At 56.1% G+C, this 24,931-nt stretch carries 23 protein-coding genes, 1 tRNA gene and 1 pseudogene; 21 read left to right on the plus strand and 4 right to left on the minus strand.

Going from position 1 to position 24,931, the window contains the following annotated elements:
- The first annotated feature begins 33 nt into the window (after positions 1–33).
- Together amrB and amrS are read left to right on the plus strand one after the other, a co-directional pair.
- Positions 34–1,527 carry an AmmeMemoRadiSam system protein B gene (gene amrB, locus ENN40_08070; protein ID HDP95301.1) on the plus strand — a complete coding sequence of 498 codons (1,494 nt, stop codon included), beginning with the start codon at positions 34–36 and terminating at the stop codon, positions 1,525–1,527.
- Positions 1,524–2,630 carry an AmmeMemoRadiSam system radical SAM enzyme gene (gene amrS, locus ENN40_08075; protein HDP95302.1) on the plus strand — a complete coding sequence of 369 codons (1,107 nt, stop codon included), beginning with the start codon at positions 1,524–1,526 and terminating at the stop codon, positions 2,628–2,630. The genes amrB and amrS overlap by 4 nt, the downstream gene beginning before the upstream one ends.
- Before the next feature lie 156 nt (positions 2,631–2,786).
- On the opposite strand, the gene ENN40_08080 is transcribed toward amrS, so the two are convergent.
- From ENN40_08080 to ENN40_08090, 3 genes are read right to left on the minus strand one after another with little or no spacing between them, the layout of a single operon-like run.
- Complete coding sequence (locus ENN40_08080) at positions 2,787–5,810, minus strand: aminotransferase class III-fold pyridoxal phosphate-dependent enzyme (protein ID HDP95303.1); 3,024 nt, start codon at positions 5,808–5,810, stop codon at positions 2,787–2,789.
- Positions 5,807–6,817, minus strand: coding sequence for a CBS domain-containing protein (locus ENN40_08085; protein ID HDP95304.1), 1,011 nt, complete (start codon positions 6,815–6,817; stop codon positions 5,807–5,809). The genes ENN40_08080 and ENN40_08085 overlap by 4 nt, the downstream gene beginning before the upstream one ends.
- Positions 6,810–7,157 (minus strand): hypothetical protein, encoded by a 348-nt coding sequence (locus ENN40_08090; protein HDP95305.1) that lies wholly within the window; start codon positions 7,155–7,157, stop codon positions 6,810–6,812. Before ENN40_08090 ends, ENN40_08085 begins: the two co-directional genes overlap by 8 nt.
- Positions 7,158–7,287: 130 nt before the next feature.
- Between ENN40_08090 and ENN40_08095 the strand changes: the two genes are divergently transcribed.
- The 11 genes from ENN40_08095 (at position 7,288) to fdhD (ending at position 18,335) form a co-directional block, all read left to right on the plus strand.
- Positions 7,288–8,037 carry a PHP domain-containing protein gene (locus tag ENN40_08095; GenBank protein HDP95306.1) on the plus strand — a complete coding sequence of 250 codons (750 nt, stop codon included), beginning with the start codon at positions 7,288–7,290 and terminating at the stop codon, positions 8,035–8,037.
- Positions 7,959–8,579, plus strand: a complete 621-nt coding sequence (locus tag ENN40_08100) for an ATP-binding protein (protein HDP95307.1) — start codon at positions 7,959–7,961, stop codon at positions 8,577–8,579. The genes ENN40_08095 and ENN40_08100 overlap by 79 nt, the downstream gene beginning before the upstream one ends.
- A 122-nt stretch (positions 8,580–8,701) precedes the next feature.
- Positions 8,702–9,046, plus strand: a complete 345-nt coding sequence (locus ENN40_08105; protein HDP95308.1) for a serine kinase — start codon at positions 8,702–8,704, stop codon at positions 9,044–9,046.
- 114 nt (positions 9,047–9,160) lie between these two features.
- Positions 9,161–9,661 carry an NAD(P)H-dependent oxidoreductase subunit E gene (locus ENN40_08110; protein ID HDP95309.1) on the plus strand — a complete coding sequence of 167 codons (501 nt, stop codon included), beginning with the start codon at positions 9,161–9,163 and terminating at the stop codon, positions 9,659–9,661.
- Positions 9,662–9,689: 28 nt separating this feature from the next.
- Positions 9,690–10,052, plus strand: a complete 363-nt coding sequence (locus tag ENN40_08115; GenBank protein ID HDP95310.1) for a (2Fe-2S) ferredoxin domain-containing protein — start codon at positions 9,690–9,692, stop codon at positions 10,050–10,052.
- A 34-nt stretch (positions 10,053–10,086) separates the two neighbouring features.
- Positions 10,087–11,877 carry an NADH-quinone oxidoreductase subunit NuoF gene (nuoF, locus tag ENN40_08120; GenBank protein ID HDP95311.1) on the plus strand — a complete coding sequence of 597 codons (1,791 nt, stop codon included), beginning with the start codon at positions 10,087–10,089 and terminating at the stop codon, positions 11,875–11,877.
- Positions 11,878–11,898: 21 nt separating this feature from the next.
- Positions 11,899–12,360, plus strand: a complete 462-nt coding sequence (locus tag ENN40_08125) for an NAD(P)H-dependent oxidoreductase subunit E (GenBank protein ID HDP95312.1) — start codon at positions 11,899–11,901, stop codon at positions 12,358–12,360.
- Positions 12,357–13,955, plus strand: a complete 1,599-nt coding sequence (gene nuoF, locus ENN40_08130) for an NADH-quinone oxidoreductase subunit NuoF (GenBank protein ID HDP95313.1) — start codon at positions 12,357–12,359, stop codon at positions 13,953–13,955. The genes ENN40_08125 and nuoF (ENN40_08130) overlap by 4 nt, the downstream gene beginning before the upstream one ends.
- 14 nt (positions 13,956–13,969) lie before the next feature.
- The gene (locus ENN40_08135; GenBank protein ID HDP95314.1) at positions 13,970–16,678 is read left to right on the plus strand and encodes a formate dehydrogenase subunit alpha; all 2,709 of its coding nucleotides are present in this window, start codon (positions 13,970–13,972) and stop codon (positions 16,676–16,678) included.
- A gap of 18 nt (positions 16,679–16,696) precedes the next feature.
- Positions 16,697–17,527 (plus strand): formate/nitrite transporter family protein, encoded by an 831-nt coding sequence (locus ENN40_08140; GenBank protein HDP95315.1) that lies wholly within the window; start codon positions 16,697–16,699, stop codon positions 17,525–17,527.
- Between the two features lie 79 nt (positions 17,528–17,606).
- On the plus strand, positions 17,607–18,335 hold the full coding sequence (gene fdhD / locus ENN40_08145) for a formate dehydrogenase accessory sulfurtransferase FdhD (protein HDP95316.1): 729 nt from the start codon (positions 17,607–17,609) through the stop codon (positions 18,333–18,335).
- Between the two features lie 52 nt (positions 18,336–18,387).
- Here the strand turns inward: fdhD and ENN40_08150 are convergent, their stop codons facing one another.
- Positions 18,388–19,506 (minus strand): porin, encoded by a 1,119-nt coding sequence (locus ENN40_08150; protein ID HDP95317.1) that lies wholly within the window; start codon positions 19,504–19,506, stop codon positions 18,388–18,390.
- A gap of 199 nt (positions 19,507–19,705) precedes the next feature.
- Here ENN40_08150 and ENN40_08155 point away from each other — a divergent pair, with 199 nt between their 5' ends.
- The 8 genes and pseudogenes from ENN40_08155 (at position 19,706) to ENN40_08190 (ending at position 24,926) form a co-directional block, all read left to right on the plus strand.
- A complete protein-coding gene (locus ENN40_08155; protein ID HDP95318.1) occupies positions 19,706–20,323 on the plus strand; it encodes a molybdenum cofactor guanylyltransferase in 618 nt (205 codons plus the stop codon).
- A gap of 110 nt (positions 20,324–20,433) precedes the next feature.
- Positions 20,434–21,105, plus strand: coding sequence for a redox-sensing transcriptional repressor Rex (locus ENN40_08160; protein HDP95319.1), 672 nt, complete (start codon positions 20,434–20,436; stop codon positions 21,103–21,105).
- Between the two features lie 155 nt (positions 21,106–21,260).
- Positions 21,261–21,737: a hypothetical protein gene (locus ENN40_08165; GenBank protein HDP95320.1), complete on the plus strand. Its 477-nt coding sequence runs from the start codon at positions 21,261–21,263 to the stop codon at positions 21,735–21,737.
- An 87-nt stretch (positions 21,738–21,824) separates the two neighbouring features.
- Positions 21,825–22,331, plus strand: coding sequence for a hypothetical protein (locus tag ENN40_08170; GenBank protein HDP95321.1), 507 nt, complete (start codon positions 21,825–21,827; stop codon positions 22,329–22,331).
- Positions 22,331–23,407, plus strand: coding sequence for a DNA polymerase III subunit delta (holA, locus tag ENN40_08175; protein HDP95322.1), 1,077 nt, complete (start codon positions 22,331–22,333; stop codon positions 23,405–23,407). Before ENN40_08170 ends, holA begins: the two co-directional genes overlap by 1 nt.
- Entirely contained in the window at positions 23,400–24,011 is a 612-nt protein-coding gene (locus tag ENN40_08180; GenBank protein ID HDP95323.1) for a hypothetical protein, read from the plus strand. Before holA ends, ENN40_08180 begins: the two co-directional genes overlap by 8 nt.
- Positions 24,001–24,777 (plus strand): annotated as a pseudogene (gene ispE, locus ENN40_08185) (4-(cytidine 5'-diphospho)-2-C-methyl-D-erythritol kinase). Before ENN40_08180 ends, ispE begins: the two are co-directional and overlap by 11 nt.
- A gap of 77 nt (positions 24,778–24,854) precedes the next feature.
- Positions 24,855–24,926: transfer RNA gene (locus ENN40_08190), tRNA-Gln, on the plus strand.
- Positions 24,927–24,931 lie beyond the last annotated feature (5 nt).

Consider the following 24,931-nt stretch of genomic DNA (forward strand, 5'->3'; position numbering starts at 1 on the left):
GGGTTTGCCTACCATATACATAGAGAGGCGGACATGAAAGTCGGATTGCGGATGTTTGTGGCGTTGCTGCTGGCGTTTCTGTGCCCGCGGCCGTCCGTTTGCGCCGATGTGCGGGGATATTTGACAACGGGATCATGGTATCCCGAGGATCCGCAGAAACTCAACCAACTGCTCGACCGTTGCTTGCGGGGGGTGCGTCCCCGGCTTGATCCCGCCACTGTGCAAGGGCTGGTGGTGCCCCATGCCGGCCTGGTGCACAGCGGAGCCGTTGCCGCTCAAGGCTATATGCATTTGCAGGGCCGAACCGGGATTCGCCGGGTCATTCTCCTGGGTGTTTCCCATTCAGGGAGATTTTCCGGGGCCTGCGTGTCTTCTTTTGCATTCAATTCAACGCCCCTGGGAAAGATTCCCGTAGACCGGGAAGTGGTGAACCGCCTGGAGAAAGAACCGAAATTCAGGGTAAACAACCGCGTCATGCAGCAGGAACACTCATTGGAAAACCAATTGCCTTTCCTGCAACGGGTTCTGGCGGAAGCGGACTTCAAAGTGGTTCCCATTCTGTTCGGCCGGGCGACTCCGGCTGAAACGGAAGCCATGGCCGCTGCCATCGCTCCTTACGTGGACGAACACACCGTGGTGGTCGCGTCCAGTGATTTGACCCATTACGGCAGTCGTTTCGGTTACTCTCCATTCAAAAAGGATGTGGCCGGGCAACTCCACCGCCTGGACCGGGGGCTGCTTGAAAAAGTGGTTGCCCTGGATCACCGCGAATACTGGGGTTACCTGGAACGCACGGGCATGACCATGTGCGGCGTGGTCCCCGTGGCTGTCTGGATGCACCTGTTTGACAAACGCAGTCATGAGCTGAAAACAGTGGCTTATGCCACTTCCGGAGATGCCAACAAAGACTACACCCTCAGCGTCGGTTATGGAACCGTGGCGGCCGTACGCAAAAAGAGTCCTGAAGCTCAACTCAGCGCCAAAGAGGGCGCCGGATTGCTCACCATTGCGCGACGCACGCTCGAATCGGCCCTGAACGGAAGGGAAAACAGCACCATTCTGCAGGGAGTGGAATTGACGCCGGCCATGAAGCGCAAAACCGGCGTGTTCGTGACGTTGCGCAAGGGTCATGCATTGCGGGGGTGCATCGGTTCCATTGTGGGAACCCGGCCGTTGTTTGACGGCGTTATGGCGAATGCCCGCAACGCCGCGTTTGCGGATCCCCGATTCCCGAACCTGAAAGCATCTGAACTGGATAGTGTAAACATCGAGGTGTCGGTCATGACCCCCCTGCAGCCGATCCGGGATTATCGTGCCATTCGCCTGGGTACGGATGGCGTGATCATCCGCAAAAACCGAGCCTCGGCGGTTTACCTGCCCCAGGTGGCCACGGAAACGGGCTGGGACTTGGATACGTTTCTCTCCAGCCTTTGCCGCAAGGCCGGTCTTTCTTCCCGGGCATACCGCTCCACCGAGATGGAATTCCTCGTCTTCCAGGCACAGGTTTTTGCAGAGGAGGAGAAATGAGTCCGGATCGGCGCGAATTCATGCGCTTCAGCCTGGCGGCCGGAGCCGGACTGGTTCTGGGTGCGGGCAAACTGGATGCGGTACCGGTGCCGCCGCTCGGGGTGCGTCGCGCCATGTTTTTCGAGAGTCTTTCCCGCGACCGAGTGGTATGTAACCTGTGTCCCAATGAATGTGTGCTGGGCAAAGGGGAACGGGGTGTGTGCCGGGTTCGGGAAAACCGCGACGGTCGCCTTGTGACACTGGTTTATGGTACTCCCTGTTCCGCCAACATTGATCCCATCGAAAAGAAACCCCTGTTTCACTTCCATCCCGGAAGCAACGCTTTTTCCATCGCCACCGCGGGCTGCAACATGTCCTGCCGCTTCTGCCAGAACTGGGAGATTTCACAACAGGGGCCGGAAAAGGTCCGCTCAATCAAACTGCCCCCGGCTGCCGTGGTGAAGCTGGCCCAAGAGCGCGGTTGCACCAGCGTGGCGCACACGTACGGTGAACCGGTGGTGTTTTACGAGTACATGCTCGACTGCGCCCGGGAGGGCCGTCGCGCCGGGATTCCCAACGTGATGATTTCCAACGGCTATATCCGGGAAGCGCCCATGCGCGAGTTGTGCCGCAGCCTGGGCGCGGTCAAGATCGATCTCAAGGCTTTCACCGATAAGTTTTACCACGAGATCTGCGGCGCCACCCTGGCGCCGGTGTTGCATACCTTGGAAGTGATAAAAGATGAGGGGGTCTGGCTGGAGATCGTGGTACTCCTGATTCCCGGTCTCAACGACTCGGTAACGGATATCCGCGAGATGACGCGCTGGATCGTAGACAAGCTGGGGCCCCGGGTACCCCTGCATTTTTCCCGGTTTTTTCCCACCTATCGCATGCGCAACATCCCGCCCACGCCTCCGGCCATCCTGGAGCGGGCGCGCCGCACCGCTCGGGAAGTCGGCCTGGAATACGTGTACGTGGGCAACCTGATGTCAAAAGCCCGCCATACCCGTTGCCCGGAATGTAATACAGAGCTGATCCACCGCGAGGGCTTCTCGGCGCGCGTGACCGGACTGAAGGGCAATCGTTGCGGCAACTGCGGCCACGAGATCCCCGGGATCTTTTAGCCACTGGCTTTGTTAAAGTTGAAAAGTTGAAAAGTTGAAGAGGGAAGAAGTAGAAAGAGTTGAGGGCGGAACAGAAGTAGGGGCGAAAAATTTTTCGCCCGTGTCACCTGCCTCCTGCCACCTTCTTTCAACTTTCCACTTTTCACTTTCAACTTTTCACTTATTTCTTGAGGATTGCAGGAATGTCTCGTCCAGGATCTCGTCCAGGGTTTCGACCAGGCGGGCGGCGTCCGTCTTATTGAAACACAGGGGCGGCTTGATCTTGAGCACGTTGTGCAGCGGCCCGTCCACGCTGATGAGGATGCCCAGGTCGCGCATGCGCTCGCTGATGTAGGCGGCTTCGCGGTCCGCCGGCTCAAACGTTTCCCGGTCGCGCGCCAGTTCGATTCCGACAAAAAGGCCGCGGCCACGTACATCCGCCACCAGGTGATGGCGGGATTTCAAGGCTTCAAGGTCCGCTTTCAGCCGGTTTCCCACCCGCCGGGCGTGGTCCTGCAGGTCTTCGTCGCGGATCACGTCCAGTACGGCCAGGCCGGCAGCGCAGGAGACGGGATTGCCCCCGAATGTGTTGAAATACTCCATGCCCGTGCGAAAAGCGTCCGCCACCGCGCGCGTGGTCACAACCGCGCCCAGGGGGTGACCGTTGCCCATGGGTTTGCCCATGGTGACGATGTCGGGGAGCGCGTCCTGGGTCTGAAATCCCCAGAAAGCGTCGCCCACGCGGCCGAATCCCACCTGGACCTCGTCGGCGATGGCCACTCCGCCGGCGGCACGCACGGCGGCAAAGGCCCGGGCCAGGAACTCTTCGGGCAGCACGATCTGGCCCGCGCACCCGGGCAGGGGTTCAACCATGAACGCCGCCGCCGGAGTACCTGCGTTCTCCAGCATCCGCAACATTTCGTGGAATTTCTGTGCGTAACGTTCCCCGCTGTCGGGCCGACCACGATACTCGCCGCGCAGGGGGTCGGGCAGGGGAAACACGTGGGTATGCGGCGGCCGGCCCGTGCCCCCTTTGCCGTTGAATTTGTAGGGACTGATTTTGATCAAGCCGGCCAGGTTGCCGTGGTACGCGGCGTCCAGCACCACCATGTCGCGACGGCCCGTGGCCATCCGCGCCAGGCGCAGGGCCAGGTCGTTGGCCTCGCTGCCGCTGTTGGTGAAAAAGCACACATCCAGCGGATCCGGCAGGGTTGCCGCCAGGCGCTGGGCATAGTTGACCAGCAGCGGGTGCAGGTAGCGGGTGTTGGTATTGAGAATGGCCGCCTGGGTGGCCACCGCTTCCACCACCCGGGGGTGGCAATGGCCCACGTGGGGAACGTTGTTGACCGCGTCCAGAAACGTGTTGCCGTCACGGTCGTACATGAACTGCATGAAACCCCGAACCATGGTCAGGGGGCGGCGGTAAGAGATGCTGAGGGCGGGGTTGAGCAGGCGTTGGCGCGAGGACAGGATCTCTTCCGGTGTCATGGCGGGTGCGGGGAAGGCTTTTGCGGGGATATTCAGTATGATGTTGGGGTCGGGACAGATCTCCAGCCAGGCTTCTTTTTCGTCCGGGGCGGCGACTCCGGGAAAATTTTCTTTGTATCCAAGCAAATCCGTCATCACCTGGAAATGCAGGTGGGGTGGCCAGCCGCCGTTCTCATCCACATCACCCAAGCTCACAAAAGCCTCACCGCGAGCGACGGGTGTGCCGGGCTTCAAGGCGGCGATCGATTCCCTTGCCAAATGGCCGTAAAGGGTAAAGAAGGGCGGAGCGCCGGCCGGGGTGTGTTGCAGAATCACAGTGGGTCCGTAATCTCCGGCAAACGCGTTATCCACGGCAGTGACCACACGGCCATCCAGGGGAGCAAAGACCGCGGTTCCGGCCTCGTCAAACAGATCCATGCCCAGGTGGATGGTGCGCGGCCCGGCGCACGAGAGAAACTGGGGTGTGGTGTAGCAGAGCCGCGCTTCGTTGTAACGCCCCACAGCCATGCCTTCTTCGGCTGGAACCTGCCAGCCTGCGGCCGCTCCGTTCCCGGGCGGCCGCGCGTGGCGTCCGGCCACGCTCAAATCCAAAACGCGGACGGGGCCGTCCAAACCCTGCATCACCGCGGCGAAATCTTTGCGCTTTTCGGCCAGCCAGCGCTGAATCTCTACGGCTGTGGGGGTTGCGGCCAGGCCGCAGGCTTTGCGGATGCGCGCGCGCGCCGCCAGAAAATTGGTCTCGGTCAACTGTAGAAAGGTATCTGAAACAGCTTGCCTGGAAATCTGGTGGTAGGTGTTTTCCGGTTCTTCGCACTGTCGGCGTGCGGCCATCACCAGGCTGGCGGCCAGGCGCAGGCGCACCAGGCAAAAGATCTGGTCGATTTCCTTTTCCAGCAGGGGAAACACTTGGTGATAACCCCGCGCCAGGGCGGCAATGGCCGCCACGGGATCCTGCTGGTGCAGACAGGCATAGGCCGCGGCAATGGCGGGCTCACAAACACGATAGCAGTACACGAGGTCGCCGAAATCAACCAACCCGGCAATGCCGGGTGCCCCGGAAATATTTGTTTGCACCAGAACGTTGTGGTCGTTGGCGTCGTTGTGAATAACCTGCTTGGGACAGCCGGCCAGGGCGGGAATGATTCGTTCCCGGCCGTCCGCCAGTACTTCCGACACCTGGCTTTGCAAATGCCTGTCTTTCAGGGTGTGCACATGGACAGAGAGATCGGGAGCACGGCAGAGATCCCAGACCAGTTCCCGTTTTTGCGCACCATGGGCAAAGTCCGCCAGGCCTTGGTTTAAATGTGCCAAAAACCTCCCCAGCCGCGATGCCAGGCGCTGGGACCGGGGGCGGTAATCCGCCATAAGCGTTCCCGGCAACCAGGAGAGCAGGTGGATCCAAACAGTTCCTTCGTTTGGTGATTCAATCGCAACCAGGCGTTTTCCTGTAAGGGAATACTGAACCCGGGGAACCGGAAGCTCCGGATCCGCTTCTGCCAGGTGGTCCAGGGCGCTGATGCGGAAATCCAGGACCTCTGCTCTGGATCCGGGAGGGGAGATCTTGAAAAGATAATCGCCCCCGTCGGCACGGATGCGGAAGTTGACGTCTACCTCTCCGTGCAGGGGCAGGGCCGTGGCGGCGATTCCGTAATGCGACCTCACCAGGTCCGCAACTCTTTCAGTCGTCCAGGGGTTTTGCCTGTTGCCGCTCATGGAATCCTCCTTGGATCGGGGTCACGCGGACATTCCACTGAAACGTTCAGCTCTTGGGCTGTCCCGGAGGGCGATTCCGCCGCGGGCAGAAAAAAAACGATTTCAACCTGGGTGCCCTTCTTTTTTTCCGCCAGGATGACCAGCTTGTCGGCGAACCGTTTCATGTTGGGAATGCCCATGCCGGCTCCGAAACCGAATTCCCGCACATAGTCGGATGCCGTGGAGAATCCTTCGGTCATGGCTTGGTCCAGGTCCTCGATGCCGATGCCCATATCGGTGACCCGCACGATGATGCGGTCCTTTTTGATAAAGCAGTAGATGTCGCCTTTGCTGCAACTGTGGATCACCACGTTGGTTTCCGCTTCGTAGGTGGCGATGCCCACGCGCCGGGCGATCTCCTGATCGACGCCCTTTTTTTTCAGGAACTGCTTCAACAGGGCCGCCCCGGTTCCGGCCGAAGTGATGTCGGAATTGTCGATGGTGTAGTGGAATTCGGCTTCGTCCCCGCGCAAACGCTCGCCCGTGATCAGGGAGAACTCCTGGTCCAGCGTGGTTTTGCGCTTGGTGTCGTGGATGTAGATGAGGTTGAACTTCTCCAGGATGCCGTGCAGGATGTCTTCGCGGGCGACAATGCCCCGCAGGCGGTTGTTTTCATCCACTACCGGAAAGCGCCCCAGTTTGAAGGTGCTGAACTTGTCCACGATGTCGGGCAGGTTATCTTCCGGTCGCAGGCTGACCACGTCCCGGGTCATGACTTTTTTAAGGGGTTCGTTGATGCGACCGTACTCCAGGGCATTGATGATATCCTCGATGCTGATGATGCCCACCACAATGCCGTTGCGGTCCACGATGGGGATTCCGGAGATCTTTTTGATCTTCATCATCTCTTTGGCGCGGGCCACCTTTTTGTCCGGGGTCAGGCTCACGGGGTTGCGGGTCATGATGTCCGCGGCGGTCAGGTCGCGGAATATGTCGACGTATTTCTTGAGGTTCTTTTCTTCAGCCATCGATTCCCTTGAAACCGGCGGTATAAAGGCGGCCGCAGGCGGAAAACATGAAGAAAGGCGTACGGATGAGCAGGAAGTCGTTCATGCGGGCCAGTTCAATGGTGGCGGGAGGAATGTTCTTGTTCTGGATCACCACCAGACCGAGGAGCTCGGTCACCATCCCGGTCCGCACCGATTGCGGGGAAGTATGGGCCGTGAGCACCACCATGCCCGGTTTGGCCAGGGCCAGGATATCACTCATCATGTCTCCGGCGCCGATGGATTGCACTTCTTCGTCCAAGCGGCTTTCACCGCTGATCACCTCTCCTTTCAGGATCTTGACCAGTTCTCGGGCTGTCATGTGGATCTCTCCTGCCCGGAGTGTAACCCAGAGGCCCATCCAAGTCAACGCCGTCCCCAAGGTAATCTCTTGCGCTCCAGGCGGTTCCGGGGTATAGTGGGGCTGCCGCTTGCGGCGGCGGAGAGGAAACGTGATCGTGACTGCGGACCTGCACATTCACTCGGCCTTGTCTCCCTGCGGCAGCCTGGAGATGTCTCCCCGCGGCGTAGTTGTCCGCGCCCGTGATCTGGGGCTGGACATGATCGCGGTCACGGATCACAATAGCATGGCCAATGTGGACGCCACCGTCGAGGCCGGCAACAGGGATGGGGTGGTGGTGATCCCCGGCATGGAAGCCCAGACAGCGGAGGGCGTCCACGTACTCTGTTACTTCCCGGATTGCGAAATCGCGCAGGCCTGTTACCGGGAAATCTATCCCCATCTTCCGGACATCGCCAACAATGCGGATTTCTTTGGAGACCAGGTAATTGTGGATATCGATGATAATGTGACCGGCTTTGAGCCCCGGGTGCTGCTCAATTCGCTGGACCTGTCGATAGACGAGCTGGTGTTGCGCGTGCGCGCGATCGGGGGGGAAGTAATCCCCGCCCACGTGGAGAGCAACGGGTTTGGTCTTTTGCCCCACCTGGGAATGGTGCCGCCCCACCTGGATCTGTCCGTCTTGGAGATCGCCTGGCCGCATACCCGCGAAGAGGTGTTGCGCGAACACCCGGACCTGGCATCATTTTCCCTGGTCTCCCACAGTGATGCCCATTACCTCCGGGACATCGGACGCGCCGCCATGCGGATCGAAATCGCGGAATGCAGGTTTTCCGCTTTGTTTGCGGCTTATCGCCGGGGATCAGGGAAAGTCCTTTACCGGCAAAGAGAAGACTCGTGATCGCAGACCTCAGTTTCCACATCGTGGACGTGGTCCAGAACAGTGTCACCGCCGGAGCGGACCGGGTTGAGATCACCATCGAGGTGTCCCGTCGCAACGATCGCATCCGCCTAAAGATCAGTGATAACGGCAGGGGAATGGACTCCGAAACCGCACAGCTTGTCCAGGATCCATTCTACACCACCAAGTCGGGCAAAAAGGTGGGCCTGGGGATTCCCCTGATGAAGGAAACCGCTCTGCAGTGCGACGGGGCTTTCCGATTAACCAGCAAATTGGGCAAAGGAACCAGCATCCGCGCGGAGTACCGGTTGACCCACATCGACACCCCGCCCATGGGGCCGGTGGACGAGACGGTGTTTCAACTGATTGCCGCCACTCCCGATGTCGACATGGTACTTGCCTGGATCACCGACGCCGGGCGTTTCGCAGTGTCCACCCATGAAATTCGCGAGCAGATCGGCGAAATGTCGCTGACTCATCCGGCTGTCCTGTCTTTTCTGCGGAAGTACCTGCGTGAAAATCTGGAACGCTTGCCCATGTAGAAAATGCGGGAGGAATTTTCGGGGCAAAGAAGCGCTTTTTTGTCGATCACGGGGTTGACTTTTCAGACGGGTTGTCTTAAGATTCGATACGATCTATATTGTTAATTGCAAAACAGATAATTATGAAGTTATCGGGAATTGTAAACGGTTTGGAGTGTGAGGCGCTGGTCCAGGGTCCGGATGCGGACGTCCGTGAAGGTTATGCTTCAGACCTGTTGTCGGATGTGATGGCCAACTGCCCTGAAGGTGCCGTATGGCTGACCCTGCAACGCCACCTGAATGTCATCGCCGTGGCGCAGTTGAAGCGCATCACCGCCATTGTGGTCACCAACGGCGGTCGTCCGGACGAGGCAGTCCTGGAACGGGCCCGTGATGAAGGTCTGACTGTCCTGACAACCGATTTGGATACGTTTTCAGCAGCGGGCCGGATTCACCGCATGCTTTTCCCCGAACCGTCGTTGAGTTGACGGGGCGCCTGACGGTCTGCCGATCCTCCCGATACCGGACGTTCAAATGACATCGTCGCGGGTTTTGCGGAAAACGGCTTTCGGGATGCCGCAGAACCAGAGAAGGAGGACATGATGCTTCAGACTCGAGCACACACCCCGGAGAATCCGCAATTCCGGCAGCTCCGGGAGTTTATCCATTCCCACCGCAATATCCCCGGCCCGCTGATACTGGTGCTGCAAAGAGCCCAGGAACTTTTTGGTTATCTGCCCAGCGAAGTTCAGGGGTTCGTGGCCAAAGAAATGAATCTGCCCCAATCCGAAATATTCAGTGTGGTGACATTTTATAATTTCTTCCGCACCCAGCCCATCGGTGACCACATCATAAATGTTTGCCTGGGTACGGCCTGCCACGTAAAAGGGGCTCAGAGTTTGCTCGATGCCCTGGCAGATGAATTAAAGATACCCGTGGGTGGAACCACGAAAGACGGCATTTTCACCTTGTCGACAGCTCGTTGTTTCGGTGCCTGTGGTCTGGCCCCTGCCATGATGATCGATGAGGAAGTGTTCGGGAAACTGAATCCCGACAAGGGCCGCAAAGTGATCCGCGAATTCCGCAAAAACTCTAAGAAATAGCGTATAAGCATACAATCAAGGAGGCACGATGAAGCTTGAAGATCTGAAAAAGATACGGGAGAAGCATCAGAAGGATATGCTTCTTCGTGATGGGGACGCCCGTGTCCGCGTGGTAGTGGGAATGGGCACTTCCGGCATCGCCGCCGGCGCCAGGGAGACGCTCCGGGCGTTCCTCGAGGAGATCGAGAAACGCAACATCACAGGTGTCATTGTCACCCAGGCGGGTGAGCGGGGTCTCAGTTCTCACGAACCCATCGTCACGGTATCTGAGAAGGACAAACCCGGTATCGTGTACGGAAATGTCACTGCTGAAGTGGCCCGTAAGATCGTGGCAGAGCATATTGTGAATGGGAGTCCCTTGTCTGATTACGTTCTCGAAGTTACGGAATGATCCGCCGCCGGCGGATCCTTGAGACGAGGCTTTTATGAAAAAGAGACTGGATGTACTGATTTGCGGGGGCGCTGCATGCATCGCGTCACACAGCCATGATTTCAAGAACCGGCTCATCAAGGTTGTCAAGGCTCATGAACTGGAAGAAGAGATAAACATCATTGAAACCGGTTGCATGGGACCCTGCGAACTGGGGCCCGTCATGGTGGTTTATCCGGATGGTGCCTTTTACATCCGCCTCAAGCCGGAATATGCCGAGCGCATTGTAGAGGAACATTTTCTCAAGGGTCGTCCGGTAGAGGAGTGGTTGTGGCAGGTTCCGGAAGCCCGTAAAATCGTGGAGGAAAAACGCCAGATCCCTTTTTTTGAGAAACAATGCAAAGTTGTTCTCAAGAACTGTGGCCGTATTGATCCGGAAAATCTCAACGAGTACATCGGCAATGACGGTTACCAGGCTTTGGCACGCGGCCTGACGGAGATGACCCCGGATGCGGTGATCGAAGCGGTGACCGCATCGGGACTGCGCGGGCGCGGCGGCGCGGGATTTCCCACAGGATTAAAGTGGAAGCTGGCCCGCCGGGCCGCCGGGGATATCAAGTACGTGGTCTGCAACGCGGATGAAGGCGATCCCGGCGCGTTCATGGACCGGGCCATCCTGGAAGGCGATCCGCACAGCGTGATCGAAGGCATGATAATTGCCGGATATGCCGTGGGCGCTTCCCAGGGGTTCGTGTATATCCGGGCTGAGTATCCTCTGGCGGTACGGCGTTTGCACCGCGCCTTGGAGCAGGCCCGCGAAGCCGGCCTGTTGGGTAAGGATATCCTGGAGAGCGGATTTTCCTTTGATCTGGAAATCCGCACCGGTGCCGGTGCTTTTGTGTGTGGGGAAGAAACGGCCCTGATGGCTTCCGTCGAAGGCCATCGGGGAATGCCCAGGCCCAAGCCGCCTTATCCTTCTGAACAGGGATTATGGGGTAAGCCCACTGTGATCAACAACGTGGAAACCCTGGCCAACTTGCGTCATATCGTTATCAATGGCGCTGAGTGGTTTGCCGCCATGGGAACGGCCAAGAGCAAGGGCACCAAGGTGTTCGCCCTTTCGGGCAACGTAAACAACACCGGCCTGGTGGAAGTCCCCATGGGCATCACCCTGCGCGAGATCGTCTATGAAGTGGGCGGTGGCATTCCCGGCGACAAAGCGCTCAAGGCCGTTCAGACCGGCGGTCCATCCGGGGGATGCATTCCCGCCGAACACCTCGATACTCCCATCGATTACGAATCCCTGGCGGAACTGGGATCGATCATGGGATCCGGCGGGTTGATCGTACTGGACGAAGACAACTGCATGGTGAACATGGCCAAGTTTTTTCTGGAATTCTGCGTGGAAGAATCCTGCGGCCAGTGTGTTCCGTGCCGGGTCGGTTTAAAGCAGATGCACCGGATCCTGCAGTGGATTGCTGAAGGAAAGGGTGAAACCAAAGATCTGGAGCAGTTGGAACAGATGGCTGAAACCGTCAAGGCCACGAGTTTGTGCGGATTGGGACAATCCGCCCCCAACCCCGTACTCTCTACCCTGAAGTACTTCCGCCATGAATACGAGGCCCACATCCAGGACAAACGTTGTCCCGCTCTGGTGTGCAAGGATCTGACTGCCTACACGGTCCTGGCGGACAAGTGTACGGGATGTACCGCCTGCGCGCGCAAGTGTCCGGTCGACGCCATCAGTGGAGAAATCAAACAAATCCATTTCATTGATCAGGAGATCTGCATCCATTGCGGTGCCTGTTACGAGGCATGCAAGTTTGACGCGATTCAACGTCGGTAACGAGAAAACCAGATGAGGTGAATGATGACGAAAAGAGACGTAATGGAGAGGTATCCCAAGTCGGGGGACAACCTCATCAGCATCCTGCACGACCTGCAGGACAACAATGAGTGGAATTACTTGTCCGGGGAGGATCTGGCGGCCGCGGCTGATTATCTGCAACTTCCGCACAGTTTTGTTCATGGCGTCGCGACTTTCTACACCATGTTCAGCCTGGAACCCCGGGGAAAACACGTGATCCGGGTGTGCCAGTCTCCGCCCTGTCATTTGATGGGTGCGGGCACGATTTCATCTGAACTCGAAAAAATCCTGGGAGTCGGATTCGGTGAGACTACACCGGATCGCCTTTTTACCCTGGAGATGACTTCCTGTCTGGGTGTATGCGGCGTGGCTCCGGCCGTTATGATCAACGACCAGGTATATGGAAACCTGAACGCTGAACGGCTCGCGGAAATAATCGATGCCAAAAGGAGGGAGAAGTGAGTATCTACAGGGCTCATATTATGCTCCCCGTTGACGAGGGGACGATCCAGGCAGGCGTTTTTGAAATCAAGCGGGAACTGCAGGCGTTGTTGCAAAAAGAAAACCTGGATCGGGAAATAAAAATTCTCGAGGCCGGCACCATCGGCGTGATCGGCAAAGGCGTGCAGTTGGTGGTATATCCGGACAACGTGACCTATTTCAATGTCACCCCCGAAAGCCTGAAAGAGATCGTTGCTGAACATATCGTGAAAGGCCGGGTGGCCAAGAAGCTGGAACATTCGGTCGCGGAAAAGAAGCTCGAACCGGAAGGTCAAAAATCGATCGGGCTGACCCGGGCACAACAACGCATCGTGCTGAACAAGTGCTGGAAAATCGATCCCGAAAGTATCGACGATGCGCTGGCATCCGGAGGGTACCGCGGCATAGAGAAGATTTTCAGCCGGAACATCACTCCCGATCAGGTCATTCAAGAAATAACCGATTCCGGCTTGCGCGGCCGTGGCGGTGCTGGATTCCCGACCGGCCTGAAATGGACGTTTACCCGCAAAGCCGAGGGAACGGAAAAGTTCATGATCTGCAACGCGGATGAAGGAGAACCGGGAACTTTCAAAGATCGACTGATCATGGAAGGTGATCCGCATAAATTGATTGAGGGTATGATGATCGCGGGATATGCGATCGGTGCCGGCAAGGGATTCATCTATATCCGGGGAGAATACCAGCTCTCCATTGACCGCATCCAGAAGGCCATAGAACAGGCCCGCGCATACAACCTGCTTGGTGAACGGATTCTGGATACTGATTTCTCTTTTGACCTCGAGATCAAGAAAGGCGCCGGGGCGTATGTGTGCGGCGAGGAAACATCGTTGATCGATTCGCTGGAAGGGAAAAGGGGATATCCGAGGATCAAGCCGCCTTTCCCGGCCAATAGAGGGTTGTGGCAGAAACCCACCTGTGTCAATAACGTGGAAACATTGGCCAATGTGCCGGAAATCATTTACGAAGGAGCCGAATGGTTCCGCAAGTTCGGTACGGAAAAATCAACCGGGACCAAGGTGTTTACCATCCTGGGCCACGTGGAGTTCCCCGGCCTGATCGAGACTGAAATGGGAACACCGTTGCGGGAGATTATCTTTTCCTACGGTGGCGGCATAAAAGGCGGGAAGCGGTTCAAGGCGGCACTGGTCGGCGGCGCGGCAGGGGTGTTTCTTTCCGACAAGCTGCTGGACGTGCCCATGGATTTCGAGAGCCTGAAAGAGAATGCCGCCGTGCTGGGTTCCGGGGCCATTTTGGTGATGAACGAGGATGCCGATATGGTGGACATGCTGTCATCCGTTCTCCAGTTTTTCGCACATGAATCCTGCGGACAATGTGCGCCCTGCCGGGTTGGAACCAGTCAATTGTACGGCTTGATATCCCGCATCCAGAGCGGAGAGGGACGGGAAGAGGACATCGACCAGATGGTGACTATTTCGGAAGCGCTGTTCCAAACGTCCTTGTGCCCCCTGGGCCAATCCCTGATCATGCCGGTAAAAAGCGCCGTAGAGAATTTCAGACAAGATTTTCTGAATAGAATCAACCATTCAGATAATTAGGCAAGGAGGAAAACATGTCAGAAAGGGTCATATTATCCATCGACGGCAAAGAGATATCAGCGGAAAACGGGGCCAACCTGCTACAGGTGGCCAGGGATAACGGGTTTGATATACCCGGTCTCTGTTACTACAACAAAATTTCTCCCAGTGGGGATTGCAGGTTGTGCGTAGTGAAAATCGAGGGCAGGCCCGGAATGGTTGCTTCGTGCATGCTTACGGTTGAAGAGGGGATGAAGGTTACGGCGTTTGACAAAGAGCTGGAAGAAAAGCGCAGACTGCTGCTGGAACTGATCCTCTCCGAGCACAACGACGATTGCATCAACTGTACCCGTGACGGTGACTGCGAGCTTCAGGACCTGGCTTTCCGCTACGGGATTGAAACGGGGAAGCGGCGTTTCCCCTCGATCTGGCGGGAGATCACCCAATTTCAGGACGAAGGCTCTCCCGTACTGCTGTACGATTCCACCAAGTGCATCAAATGCGCCCGTTGCATTAAAGCCTGCTATGAAATCCAGGGCAAGGGCGTGTTGAATTTCGCCAACCGCGGTATGGAGACGGTGATCGTCGCCGGCCTGGCGGACTGGAAAGAATCCGAATGTGACGGTTGCGGCGAATGTGTGCAGGCCTGCCCGGTGGGGGCCATTGCAGACAAACCGGTATATGGACAGCGCGTACGGAAAAAAGACGCGGAAAAACATGTTGTTACTACCTGTGCCTATTGTGGAGTCGGCTGTCAGCTCAACCTGTGGGTGAAAGACAACAAGATCATCAAGGTCAAGGGCGAAGACCTGGTTCCCAATTTCGGTGCCACCTGCGTCAAGGGCCGCTTCGGCCTCGATTTCGTGGATAAGAGTGATCGCTTGACCACACCCCTGATCAAGGAAAACGGCAAGTTCCGCGAAGCGGATTGGGACGAAGCCCTTGATCTCGTGGCCCGGCGTTTTTCCCAGATCAAGGAACAGCATGGCCCCAACAGCCTGGCCGGGCTCTCTTCCGCGCGCTGCACCAATGAAGAGAACTTTGTCTTCCAGAAGTTCATGCGCGCCGTGATCGGTACCAACAACGTGGACCATTGCGCCCGCTTGTGCCATGCGTCAACCGTCGCCGGTCTGGCCAGTACTTTCGGTTCCGGTGCCATGACCAACTCCATTGAAGAGTTGGAACATGCGGACGTGATCCTGGTAACCGGTTCCAACACAACCGAAACCCATCCGGTGATCGCCACCCGGATCAAGCGCGCCGTCCTGTTTCACGGCGCCAAATTGATTGTGGTGGATCCACGCAAGATCGACCTGGTCAAGTACGCAACCGTATGGATGCAGCAGCGGAACGGAACGGACGTGGCCTGGATGAACGGCATGATGAACGTGATTCTCAATGAGGGTCTGGAGGACAAAGAGTACATTGCTTCCAGAACAGAGGGTTACGAAGAATTCAAAAAAGTGGTTGAAAAATATACCCCGGAGAGAGTGGAAGAGATCACGGGGATTCCCAGGGAAAAGATCATTGAAGCCGCGCGGGTTTACGCCGGCGCCGACGCAGCCAGCATTGTCTACTCCATGGGTATTACCCAACATACCACGGGCACGGACAATGTGCGTTCGACCGCCAACCTGTCCATGTTGACGGGAAATGTGGGCAAAGAATCCGCGGGCGTCAATCCCCTGCGCGGCCAGAACAACGTCCAGGGCGCCTGTGACATGGGGGCGTTGCCCAATGTCTATCCCGGGTACCAGGCGGTAACCCTACCCGCGGCAAAAGAGAAGTTTTCAGGAGCCTGGGGCCGGGAAATGGACGATAAGGTCGGTTTGACCGTTGTGGAGATGATGAACGCCGCGGCTGAAAAAAAGATCAAGGCCATGTACCTGATGGGTGAGAACCCCATGGTGTCCGATCCCAACCTGAACCATGTCAAGGAAGCATTGGAAGCCCTGGATTTTCTGGTTGTTCAGGATATTTTCCTGACCGAGACCGCCCAGATGGCCGACGTGGTGCTTCCCGTGATGCTTTTTGCCGAGAAAGAAGGCAATTACACCAACACGGAACGGCGGGTCCTCTGGTTGAACAAAGCCGTGGAGGCCCCGGGCAAGTGCCGCGTGGATTGGGAAATCGTGTCCGAGATCGCCCGGCGCATGGGTTATGCGATGAATTACGGTTCCATCAAGGATATCATTGATGAGATCAATGCCCTGACGCCGCAGTATGCGGGAATCACCTACGAGCGCATCATGAACGGTGAACGGTTGCAATGGCCGTGCCCGGATGCCAGTCACCCGGGAACCAAATTCCTGCACAAAGGCAAGTTCGCCCGCGGCAAGGGTCTGTTCTTTCCGGTTGAGTATATTCCGCCGGCTGAATGGCCGGATGAGGCCTATCCTTTCATGCTTTCAACCGGTCGGATTCTCTACCATTACCATACCGGTTCCATGAGCCGGAGGGCGCAGGCGTTGAATGAATACGTTGCGGGTCCCTACATGGAGATGCACGTGCGTGATATGGAAAGAATGAATATCAAGCACGGCGAAGAGGTGTTGGTATCATCGCGCCGGGGACAGATCAAAACCTTTGCCTGGCAAAGCGACCGCGTGGATGAAAAGTCGGTATTTATTCCCTTTCATTTCGCGGAAGCCGCGGCCAACGTGTTGACCAATGACGCCCTGGATCCGGTTGCCAAGATCCCGGAATTCAAAGTTGCAGCCTGTAAGATTGAAAAAATAGGTTAATCCAAAAGGAGGAGACGCATGCAGATGGAGTGCAAGAACCCCGCCACTATTGCTGCTGACCTGGCGAATAGTGTGTGTGTGAAGAAGGTGAAATCCAGTGTGTTCAACCTGACCGTACTGGGAATCCTGGCCGGCGTTTTTATCGGCTTTGGTGCCTGGCTCGCAACCGTAGTCGGCCACGACATGGGGGCCAATCTGGGCTTAGGCATGACCAAGTTCATGATGGGCGCCGTCTTTAGCGTCGGCCTGATGCTGGTGGTCATTGCCGGAGCGGAACTGTTCACCGGCAACAACCTGATCGTATTGAGCGTGTTAGAGAAAAAGGCGAGCTTTGGCGGACTGATGCGCAACTGGTCGATCGTGTATGTTGCCAACCTGGTCGGCTCCGTGTTGCTGGCGCTGATTATTTTTTACGGCGGCTTGTGGAAAATGGGAGGAAATGCGGTCGGGAATTTTGCTATGGGCATCGCCAATGGAAAAGTCGACCTGGCTTTCTGGCCGGCGTTATTCCGGGCCATTGGCTGTAACTGGCTGGTATGCTTGGCTGTATGGATGGCGCTCTCTTCAAGAGACACCGTGGGTAAAGTATTTGCCATCTTTTTCCCCATCATGGCCTTTGTCGCGTCTGGATTTGAGCATAGCATTGCCAACATGTTCTTTATCCCCATGGGCTTGCTGCTCAAGACCGTCGGACTGGCCGGTGTTGACGCTTCTTCCAACTTGAATATGTACGGATTCCTGGTCAGAAACGAAATCCCGGTCACACTGGGCAATATCGTCGGCGGAGCCTTTTTCGTGGCTACGCTGTACTGGTCGGTGTATATCCGCAAACAGAAAGAGATCGCGTAAGTATCGGGGGAACTGAAAAGCGGGAAAGCCTCAGGCTTTCCCGCTTTTTTTTCCATTGTGAACACAAGCGAGGCGAAACATGCAAGAGATGCAGGAAATGTTGGAAATTCAGCGCTACCGCGACGGAAAAATCACGGCCTTGCAGGATGCGGTGGTGGTGGAGCGGCTGGTTTCATTGCGGATCAACAACGAAATCACTATTCATCACTCCATGTCTCCGGCATTGTATAGGGAATTTGCAACCGGCTTTATCTTGACTTCAGGGATGGTCACGTCTCCTGGGGATATATCCCAAGTATTGGTTGATGGGGATACCATCAACGTCCATGTGCGAAACTTACAGGTTCCAAACGCAAGCGGCAAAGGCGTCGGCGGGGGATGGATGCCACTTGATATCACGAAAAAAAAGACTCCTTTGCACCTTCTCCGACTCGATTTAAAAATCCTTGAGAGTTTGTTTGGGGATTTTTCACAGCGTTCAGCGATTTTCCGCCAAACCGGAGGCATTCATTCCGCGGCTCTATCGGACGGGTCCCAGGTAGTCTGTTTTGTTGAGGATATCGGGCGCCACAATGCGGTTGACAAGGTGGTGGGAATGGCGATACTGGCTGGTAAAGACCTTTCCGGCCTGGTGTTGTTGACCAGTGGCCGCATATCAGCTGAAATTGTCAACAAGGCATATCAGGTCCGAATCCCGGGTGTGGTCTCGCATTCCGCTCCCACCAGCCTGGCGGTGCAAATGGGAACGCGATACGGTATGAGACTGGTGGGGTTTTTACGGGGAAACCGTTTTAATATCTATGCATGAACAGCGGCACGGTCTGCCGGGCCCCTGTTCATGGCTGCACATCTGCTGCAGGCTAGAATCCGTAGATCACGCTGAGGATGAGCTGGTTGGTTTTGGCTTTATCGTCCACCTGGAGATAACCACTCATGAAATGGGTGTATTCCAGGCCGAAGGAAACTTTCCCGCCCATGTGGTATTGAATGCCACTGAAAATACAGTTGGTGTTTTGAAGCGTGGCCAGGCCCAATTGTTCATTTTCGGTCAGGTTCTCAAAAGCGTAACCCAGCCATAGGCTGGCCTTTTTCAGTTTGTACAGGATTTCCGCCCAGAAACTCATTACTTTCACGCCATCAAAAGCGTTGTTAGGTGTATCCTGAAAAACTCCGGCCCGTGAAAGGAATACCGAGAGATTCTCGCCCATGCCGAATTCGCCCCGCACGATCAACTTGTCTGTTGCCGGGATGATCCAGTCCAGGCTGATTCCCGCGATGTTTACATCTGATTCTACGCCGAATGTGCTATGGCGGTCCTTGCCATAGGCTGTGGAAAGACCCAGCTTGGTTTGTTTCTTGTTACCGAGGGTTAGTCCCAGTCTGGCCTGGAGGATGGGCATGCCGGTTGCGATGGCGCCCGGCACCGTGGGGTCATTCAAACTCAAGGCGAAATTAAAATTTTCCTGCGTCACGGTGATGCGGAGCTGGGCCCGGCGGAATCCCAGGTTTCCCGTGTTCCACATGTAGCCGTTGGTCATCATGGTTGTGGGGCCGAGAGGAGAGAACAGGTCCCAGAACTGACCGGCCAGGACGGTGACGGTTCCTTTGGAGAGGGTCAGATAAGCGTGACGGGTGCGAAACTTCATCTGGTTGCGGTTGGCACCATCAAACAGGTCCAGCTCAAGCGTACCCTTGACCTTCCAATCTCCGGGGATTTTGGGCCCGACGATGTTCAAGCCGAAGCGGCTGTTCATGGCGGTGAAACCGGTGGCGTTGTCGCTGCCGGCCACGGCGAAACGGGGAGCGATCAGGCTGTTGGTCGGGTTGTCCTGGAAGGTGGCGTCAAATTTAAAGAAACCATACAGATCAACCTTGTACATCTCCGTGTCCACGAGTTTGATCGCGGCTAGCCCGGGAGAAACAAGGCTGATGAAAAGAATCGGGGCCAGACAATACAGAAGCAAGCGTTTCTGATACATGACTTTCTCCACTGCAATTTGTTGTTTGATATTGAATGCAATAATAACTCAAGTTTGCCCTGATGGCAAGGGCATGTTCGACTCATATATCCCGGAATCGAACAGAGGAAATGGCGGTTGCCCTCGAAAACGTTTTTCATTATAATCTGGCTCTCAATGAGCGAAATCTCAAATAAATTGCACATTCTGGGTTAGAGAGATGCGGCAGAAAAAATCCGTTACCTGTGCCATCCTGGCTGGAGGCGCCAGCAGGCGGTTTGGAGAAAACAAGCTGGCTTTGGAGTTCTGTGGCAAGAGCTTCCTGCAACACATTGTCGCTACTTTGACCGCAGTCTCCGAAAACATCATTGTAGCTGGGGAGAATTGTGAAAATTTGAATGTGGCGCCATACCTTTGTTTTTGTGATCGTTTCGCACTTCATGCATCGATTGTCGGAATTCATACAGCGCTGTGCCACGCTCCGACGGAGGCCGTACTGGTTGTGGCCGGAGATCTGCCGTTACTGAAAGTAGAGTTGCTGCAACTCTTGATCTCGCGGTTTTTTTCCACTAAAAGTGATGCAGTTGTTCCAGTCGTGAACAACTACATGGAACCCCTGGTGGCCGTGTATGCCAGGAAAAACCGAGCGGTAATCGAGGAGAACATTTACCAGCGAAAACTAAAAATCGCAGATTTTATCGGTCGTATCAATACTTCTGTCTTATCTGAGAAAGAAGTTAGGGCCGTGGATCCCGAATTACAGTCTTTTTTGAATATCAATACGCCGCATGATTACCGCAAATTGCTCGATAAGTTTTCTACTGCCGATAAAGCATGAAAAGCCGAGGCAATGCTTTGCGGATTGTGTCCGGCGCGGGCTGTTAACGCGGGCTTGACATAGCAACCTATCGATACTATGCTATCGATAATGCAATTGCGGAGTTACAGTTGGCAAAAAACAAAGTACCAAAAGTATCGGTACCGGTCATGCGCCGTTTGCCGGTGTACCACCACTTCCTGACCGGATTGGCTGAAAAGGGAATTGAACGGGTTTCTTCTACAACAGTGGCCCATCAATTCGGTTATGATCCCATCAAAGTTCGCAAAGACCTGGCCTTGACCGGCGCGGTGGGACGCCCCCGGGTCGGATTTGTCACCCGTGACCTTTTGAAGCACATTGAAGCATTCCTGGGATGGAGTCAATCCCAGGAGGCGGTACTTGCCGGATGCGGCGCCCTGGGATCAGCCCTGCTGGGGTACGAGGGGTTTTCCCAATGCGGTTGGGAGATCCTGGTAGCGTTCGACAAAAATCCCGATCGCGTGGGATCCCGAATTCATGGCAAGCCGGTGATGCCGCTGGAAAGCCTTTCCGAAGTCTGCCGCCGCATGAAGGTTCAAGTTGGCATTATCACAGCGCCGGCAAAATCAGCCCAGAAAATCGCGGACATGATGGTGGATGCCGGTCTGCGGGGAATTTGGAACTTTGCGCCCACATCGGTGCAGGTGCCCGAAGGCGTGATTCTTCAACAGGAAAATCTGTTGGCTTCACTCACCATTCTGGGGTTGAAACTGAAGTTCATGAAGTCCGAGCAAAAACCGGGTCTGGTGATAGATGAGTAACCCGGTTGCAATGGCAAATATGTCTTTTTCATGGTATCATATTAGCAGGCTGAAGAGTGCGGATGTGTTCATGGATCGCAGAGATCTGCTAAAAAAAAGCACAAATTACGTTCCCAAAGTTCAGTCCCGGCTGATTCCGTAAAGGAGGTGCAACCATGTCGTTACTGAATGCCAGACAATTGGTCCGTCAAGCTATTCGGCTGGAAGAAAACGGCGAACGCTTTTATCGCCGCTGGACGGAGCGGGCCGACGATCCTGATAACAAGGAATTTTTTCTCTATCTGGCCGACGAAGAAGTCAAGCACCGCCGTCTTTTTGAAAATCTGGCGGAAGAGGTGTCGGACTGTCCCATGGATACCGAGGTTTACGGCGAATACATGGCCTATATGCAGGGGTTTGTTGACGACACCCTGTTCAACGAAAAGGTGTACGGCGGCGAAATGGAAAAGATCAACACCCTGCCGGAAGCCGTTGAGTTCGCCATGCGCCAGGAACTCGATTCCGTGCTTTTTTACCTGGAACTCAAAACCTTCGTCCCCTCCGCGCAGGAAGAGATGATTGAGGCCATCGTTAAAGAGGAACGCTGCCACTACGCCAGCCTGTTGAAGTTCAAACGCGACCTGAATGCCTGAACTTCGATTTTTGTCTATGGGTTAATCAACTGTCGTCATTGCGGTTGCCCGGGGATTGGTATATAATCGCACTTACGGGAAACCAAGTTGATCCGCAAAATCATACTGATGCTTTTTGTTGCCGTGATGCTTTACGGGTGCGGCTATCGCCTTTCCGGGACCGGAGCCTTTCTGCCCGGGCACGTAAAGACCATCCTTATCCGCAATTTCGAGAACGAGACCAGTCGTTACCAGGCTGAGCAATTCGTAACTTTCGCGGTGCGGGATGAGTTTATCCGTCGTGTGCGCCTGAAAATGGTGGAAGGTATGGATGAGGCGGATGCCGTTCTGGAAGGCAGGATTATCTCTTTTACCGTGACTCCGGTTTCGTACTCCGAGTCCGCCGCCGACAAGTTTCAGGTTAGTATTGTGCTCGATATTCGGCTCATGGATCTCAAGGAAGGCCGGGTCTTGTTTGAGAACCGGCATCTGCGTTTCGTGGACGCCTATGAAGTCGATTCCGCCGATTTCTTTTCCATGGAGACTGAATCGCTGCAGCGCATATCCCGGGCTTTCGCCGTATCCGTCGTAACCTCAATCCTGGAAGATTTCTGATGTCCCCGGAGGGATTCTTTTCGTTTCTCCAGAAAATCAACCGCCGTCAACCTCCGCCGCCCTTTACCATCCTGTCGGGATTTCATGAATTTCTGGGTGAGTGGGTGATCCAGGCGTATATTCAGACCTTTCTGGAGGACCCCACCGATTTCAACTTTCGCCGTTACTATCTGGAGAGTGATGAAAATACTGGCTGGGGAGACGTGGTGGAAGAAGCCCGGACCGCCAGTTTTTTTATCCAGTCACGCAAAGTGATCGTGGCCACGGTAAGGGACCCGCGTCGTATCTCCCTGGCAAAGGCCGACCAGGAACTTCTGCGGCAATACCTGGAAAAGCCCTCTTCTCATTCCCTTATTATTCTCTACATTTCCCTGGCACTCACTCCGGATGACTATAAACAACTGCGCAAGGGCAAATTGGCGACCCTTTTTAAACATCTGGATTCTCCCGCCACCCGGGTGGTGAACCTGGACGGCATTCGCGACAGCGATGTGTCGGCCTTTATCCGCAACCGCCTCAAGGAGCGCAACATACGCATTACCACGGGAGCCCTTGAGCGGTTGCAGGAGATCCTGGGGGAGAGATTTGTGACTTCCATTCAATGGATCAACCAGTTTGAGACCTGGGCGCGTGAAGAAGGCGTGATCGATATCCCGGACGTGGATCACATGATTAGCGGAGTGGATCCCCATTCCATCTGGGACCTGACCGACGCCGTTGAACAGGAAAATGCCGTCGCATACTTGAAGGTCCTGCGTTATCTCTTTGCCAACGGCGTGAAACCCGCCATGGTGATCGGCACCCTGGTGACCTATTACAACAAGATTTTCACCGCCCGTTTTCTGTTGCGCCAGCACCGGTCGACGGCGGAAATCGGAAAAATTCTGCAACAACCCTCTTTTTTTCTGGAGCGTTTCATTCACACGGTGCGTCGGTTTTCAGACAACCGCCTGGGTCGAATCCTGGACTTGATCTACCGCATGGATTTTGAGTCCAAAACCGGGGGAGAAGAGGCGGCCCGACTGCTGTTGCAGCAGTTCATTTTCCAGTTGCGCGCCCGCCGGAACCATGGTTAAGCGGTTTTTCGGGCCGGCTGTGGTTGCTTTTTTGCTGGTGCTCATGGTCTTTACCGGTTGTGGACGCCGTTACCGGACACCGCAGTTGGCTCCTCCAGGCCAACAGGGGCACGCTTCCGTTGTGATACGGTTTGTGGCTGAAACACGGACGGAGCGCCAGAAAGGCCGTGTTGTACTGGATACAGACGGACGTCGTGCGCGCATGCTGTTTCTCAATCCCTTGAACCGCGTGGTGATGGACCTTCACGTAGAGCTTGACCGGGCAACCCTGGTGAATCGCGGCCGGAAGCGCTATTGGCGCGGTGATTTCAGAGAATTGATCCGGCGTATCTGGCAGTTGCGCCTGGAATTCGCGGATTTGCGCCGACTGCTGTTTGACGCGGTTGCGCCCCGGGCCTTGACCCGGCAAGCCGGGCTTCGGGTGCAGGTGGAAAGGGACACGGACTCGGGATTGCCCGTGATGGTGCAGATCACGGATGGAATCGCGCAGTTGAGGATAACCGTGTTGCGCCGCCGGCGGGTGGCCGGCGTCCTCGATTCCCCCCGTTCCCTGGAATCCCTGGTGCAGGCCGACCTGGAGGAAGTGATCAGCCATGAAGACTGATGCCTCGGTGCACCTGCAATCCTTTGCCAAAATCAACCTGGGATTGGAAATCCTGGGCCGCCGGCCCCGGGACGGCTATCACCTTTTGCGAACGGTCTTTCAGACCATTGATCTGTGCGACGACATCCGGGTGACGCCGCAAAAGGAACGGATCTGTTCGGTTGAAGGGGATTGGCCCGGAGTGAAATGGGGCGGTGACAACACCATTTCCCGGGCATTTCGGGTTCTGGATCGTGAGTACGGATTGCCTCACGGTTTTCACGTGCGTGTAAAAAAACGCATTCCGCCGGGATCGGGACTGGGGGGAGGCAGCGGCAACGCCGCGGTCTGCCTGCTCCATTTCGCGGCCAGTTGCAGCCTGGATGCGGGGATGCCGGCCTTGGCACAAGTGGCTGCTGTTGTGGGCGCGGACGTGCCCTTTTTCCTGGCCGGCGGCACGGTTCTCGCTGAGGGAATCGGCGAACAGATGACCTTGCTGGAGGATGTGCGGGTACCCTCGCTGGTGGTGGCTCTTCCCGCCGTGGAAGTGTCCACGGCTCGGGTTTACCGCGGCTTTGGCTTGACAAGCAGGCAGGGAGAAAGTAAAATAGAAGCCTTTTTAAGGACCGGACAACTGACGGGTCTTGAAAACGACCTGGAAGCGGTAACGTTTGGATATTATCCGGAGGTTCGGACGGCCAAGGAGGCCATCAGCACGGCCGGATGCGGATTCGTGGCCATGAGTGGCAGCGGAGGCGCCGTGTTCGGTATTCCGGATCCGGGCCCTTCCCTGGAACGATACTTGCGGGGGGTCCGCCTGGTTCGGTCCCGCTTCGTAACCCGGAAAGAGTACCAGGAACGGATTGGGGCGTGGCCAAGCGGTAAGGCACCGGTTTTTGGAGCCGGTATTCGGAGGTTCGAATCCTCCCGCCCCAGCTTGA

Source organism: Candidatus Aminicenantes bacterium (genome assembly GCA_011049425.1).
Classification (GTDB): domain Bacteria; phylum Acidobacteriota; class Aminicenantia; order UBA2199; family UBA2199; genus UBA876.

Coding starts and splice junctions, on each gene's coding strand:
- amrB (HDP95301.1), top strand. CDS start 34: ATGAAAGTCGGATTGCGGATGTTTGTGGCGTTGCTGCTGGCGTTTCTG.
- amrS (HDP95302.1), top strand. CDS start 1,524: ATGAGTCCGGATCGGCGCGAATTCATGCGCTTCAGCCTGGCGGCCGGA.
- ENN40_08080 (HDP95303.1), bottom strand. CDS start 5,810: ATGAGCGGCAACAGGCAAAACCCCTGGACGACTGAAAGAGTTGCGGAC.
- ENN40_08085 (HDP95304.1), bottom strand. CDS start 6,817: ATGGCTGAAGAAAAGAACCTCAAGAAATACGTCGACATATTCCGCGAC.
- ENN40_08090 (HDP95305.1), bottom strand. CDS start 7,157: ATGACAGCCCGAGAACTGGTCAAGATCCTGAAAGGAGAGGTGATCAGC.
- ENN40_08100 (HDP95307.1), top strand. CDS start 7,959: ATGCAGGTTTTCCGCTTTGTTTGCGGCTTATCGCCGGGGATCAGGGAA.
- ENN40_08105 (HDP95308.1), top strand. CDS start 8,702: ATGAAGTTATCGGGAATTGTAAACGGTTTGGAGTGTGAGGCGCTGGTC.
- ENN40_08110 (HDP95309.1), top strand. CDS start 9,161: ATGCTTCAGACTCGAGCACACACCCCGGAGAATCCGCAATTCCGGCAG.
- ENN40_08115 (HDP95310.1), top strand. CDS start 9,690: ATGAAGCTTGAAGATCTGAAAAAGATACGGGAGAAGCATCAGAAGGAT.
- nuoF (HDP95311.1), top strand. CDS start 10,087: ATGAAAAAGAGACTGGATGTACTGATTTGCGGGGGCGCTGCATGCATC.
- ENN40_08125 (HDP95312.1), top strand. CDS start 11,899: ATGATGACGAAAAGAGACGTAATGGAGAGGTATCCCAAGTCGGGGGAC.
- ENN40_08135 (HDP95314.1), top strand. CDS start 13,970: ATGTCAGAAAGGGTCATATTATCCATCGACGGCAAAGAGATATCAGCG.
- ENN40_08140 (HDP95315.1), top strand. CDS start 16,697: ATGCAGATGGAGTGCAAGAACCCCGCCACTATTGCTGCTGACCTGGCG.
- fdhD (HDP95316.1), top strand. CDS start 17,607: ATGCAAGAGATGCAGGAAATGTTGGAAATTCAGCGCTACCGCGACGGA.
- ENN40_08150 (HDP95317.1), bottom strand. CDS start 19,506: ATGTATCAGAAACGCTTGCTTCTGTATTGTCTGGCCCCGATTCTTTTC.
- ENN40_08155 (HDP95318.1), top strand. CDS start 19,706: ATGCGGCAGAAAAAATCCGTTACCTGTGCCATCCTGGCTGGAGGCGCC.
- ENN40_08165 (HDP95320.1), top strand. CDS start 21,261: ATGTCGTTACTGAATGCCAGACAATTGGTCCGTCAAGCTATTCGGCTG.
- holA (HDP95322.1), top strand. CDS start 22,331: ATGTCCCCGGAGGGATTCTTTTCGTTTCTCCAGAAAATCAACCGCCGT.
- ENN40_08180 (HDP95323.1), top strand. CDS start 23,400: ATGGTTAAGCGGTTTTTCGGGCCGGCTGTGGTTGCTTTTTTGCTGGTG.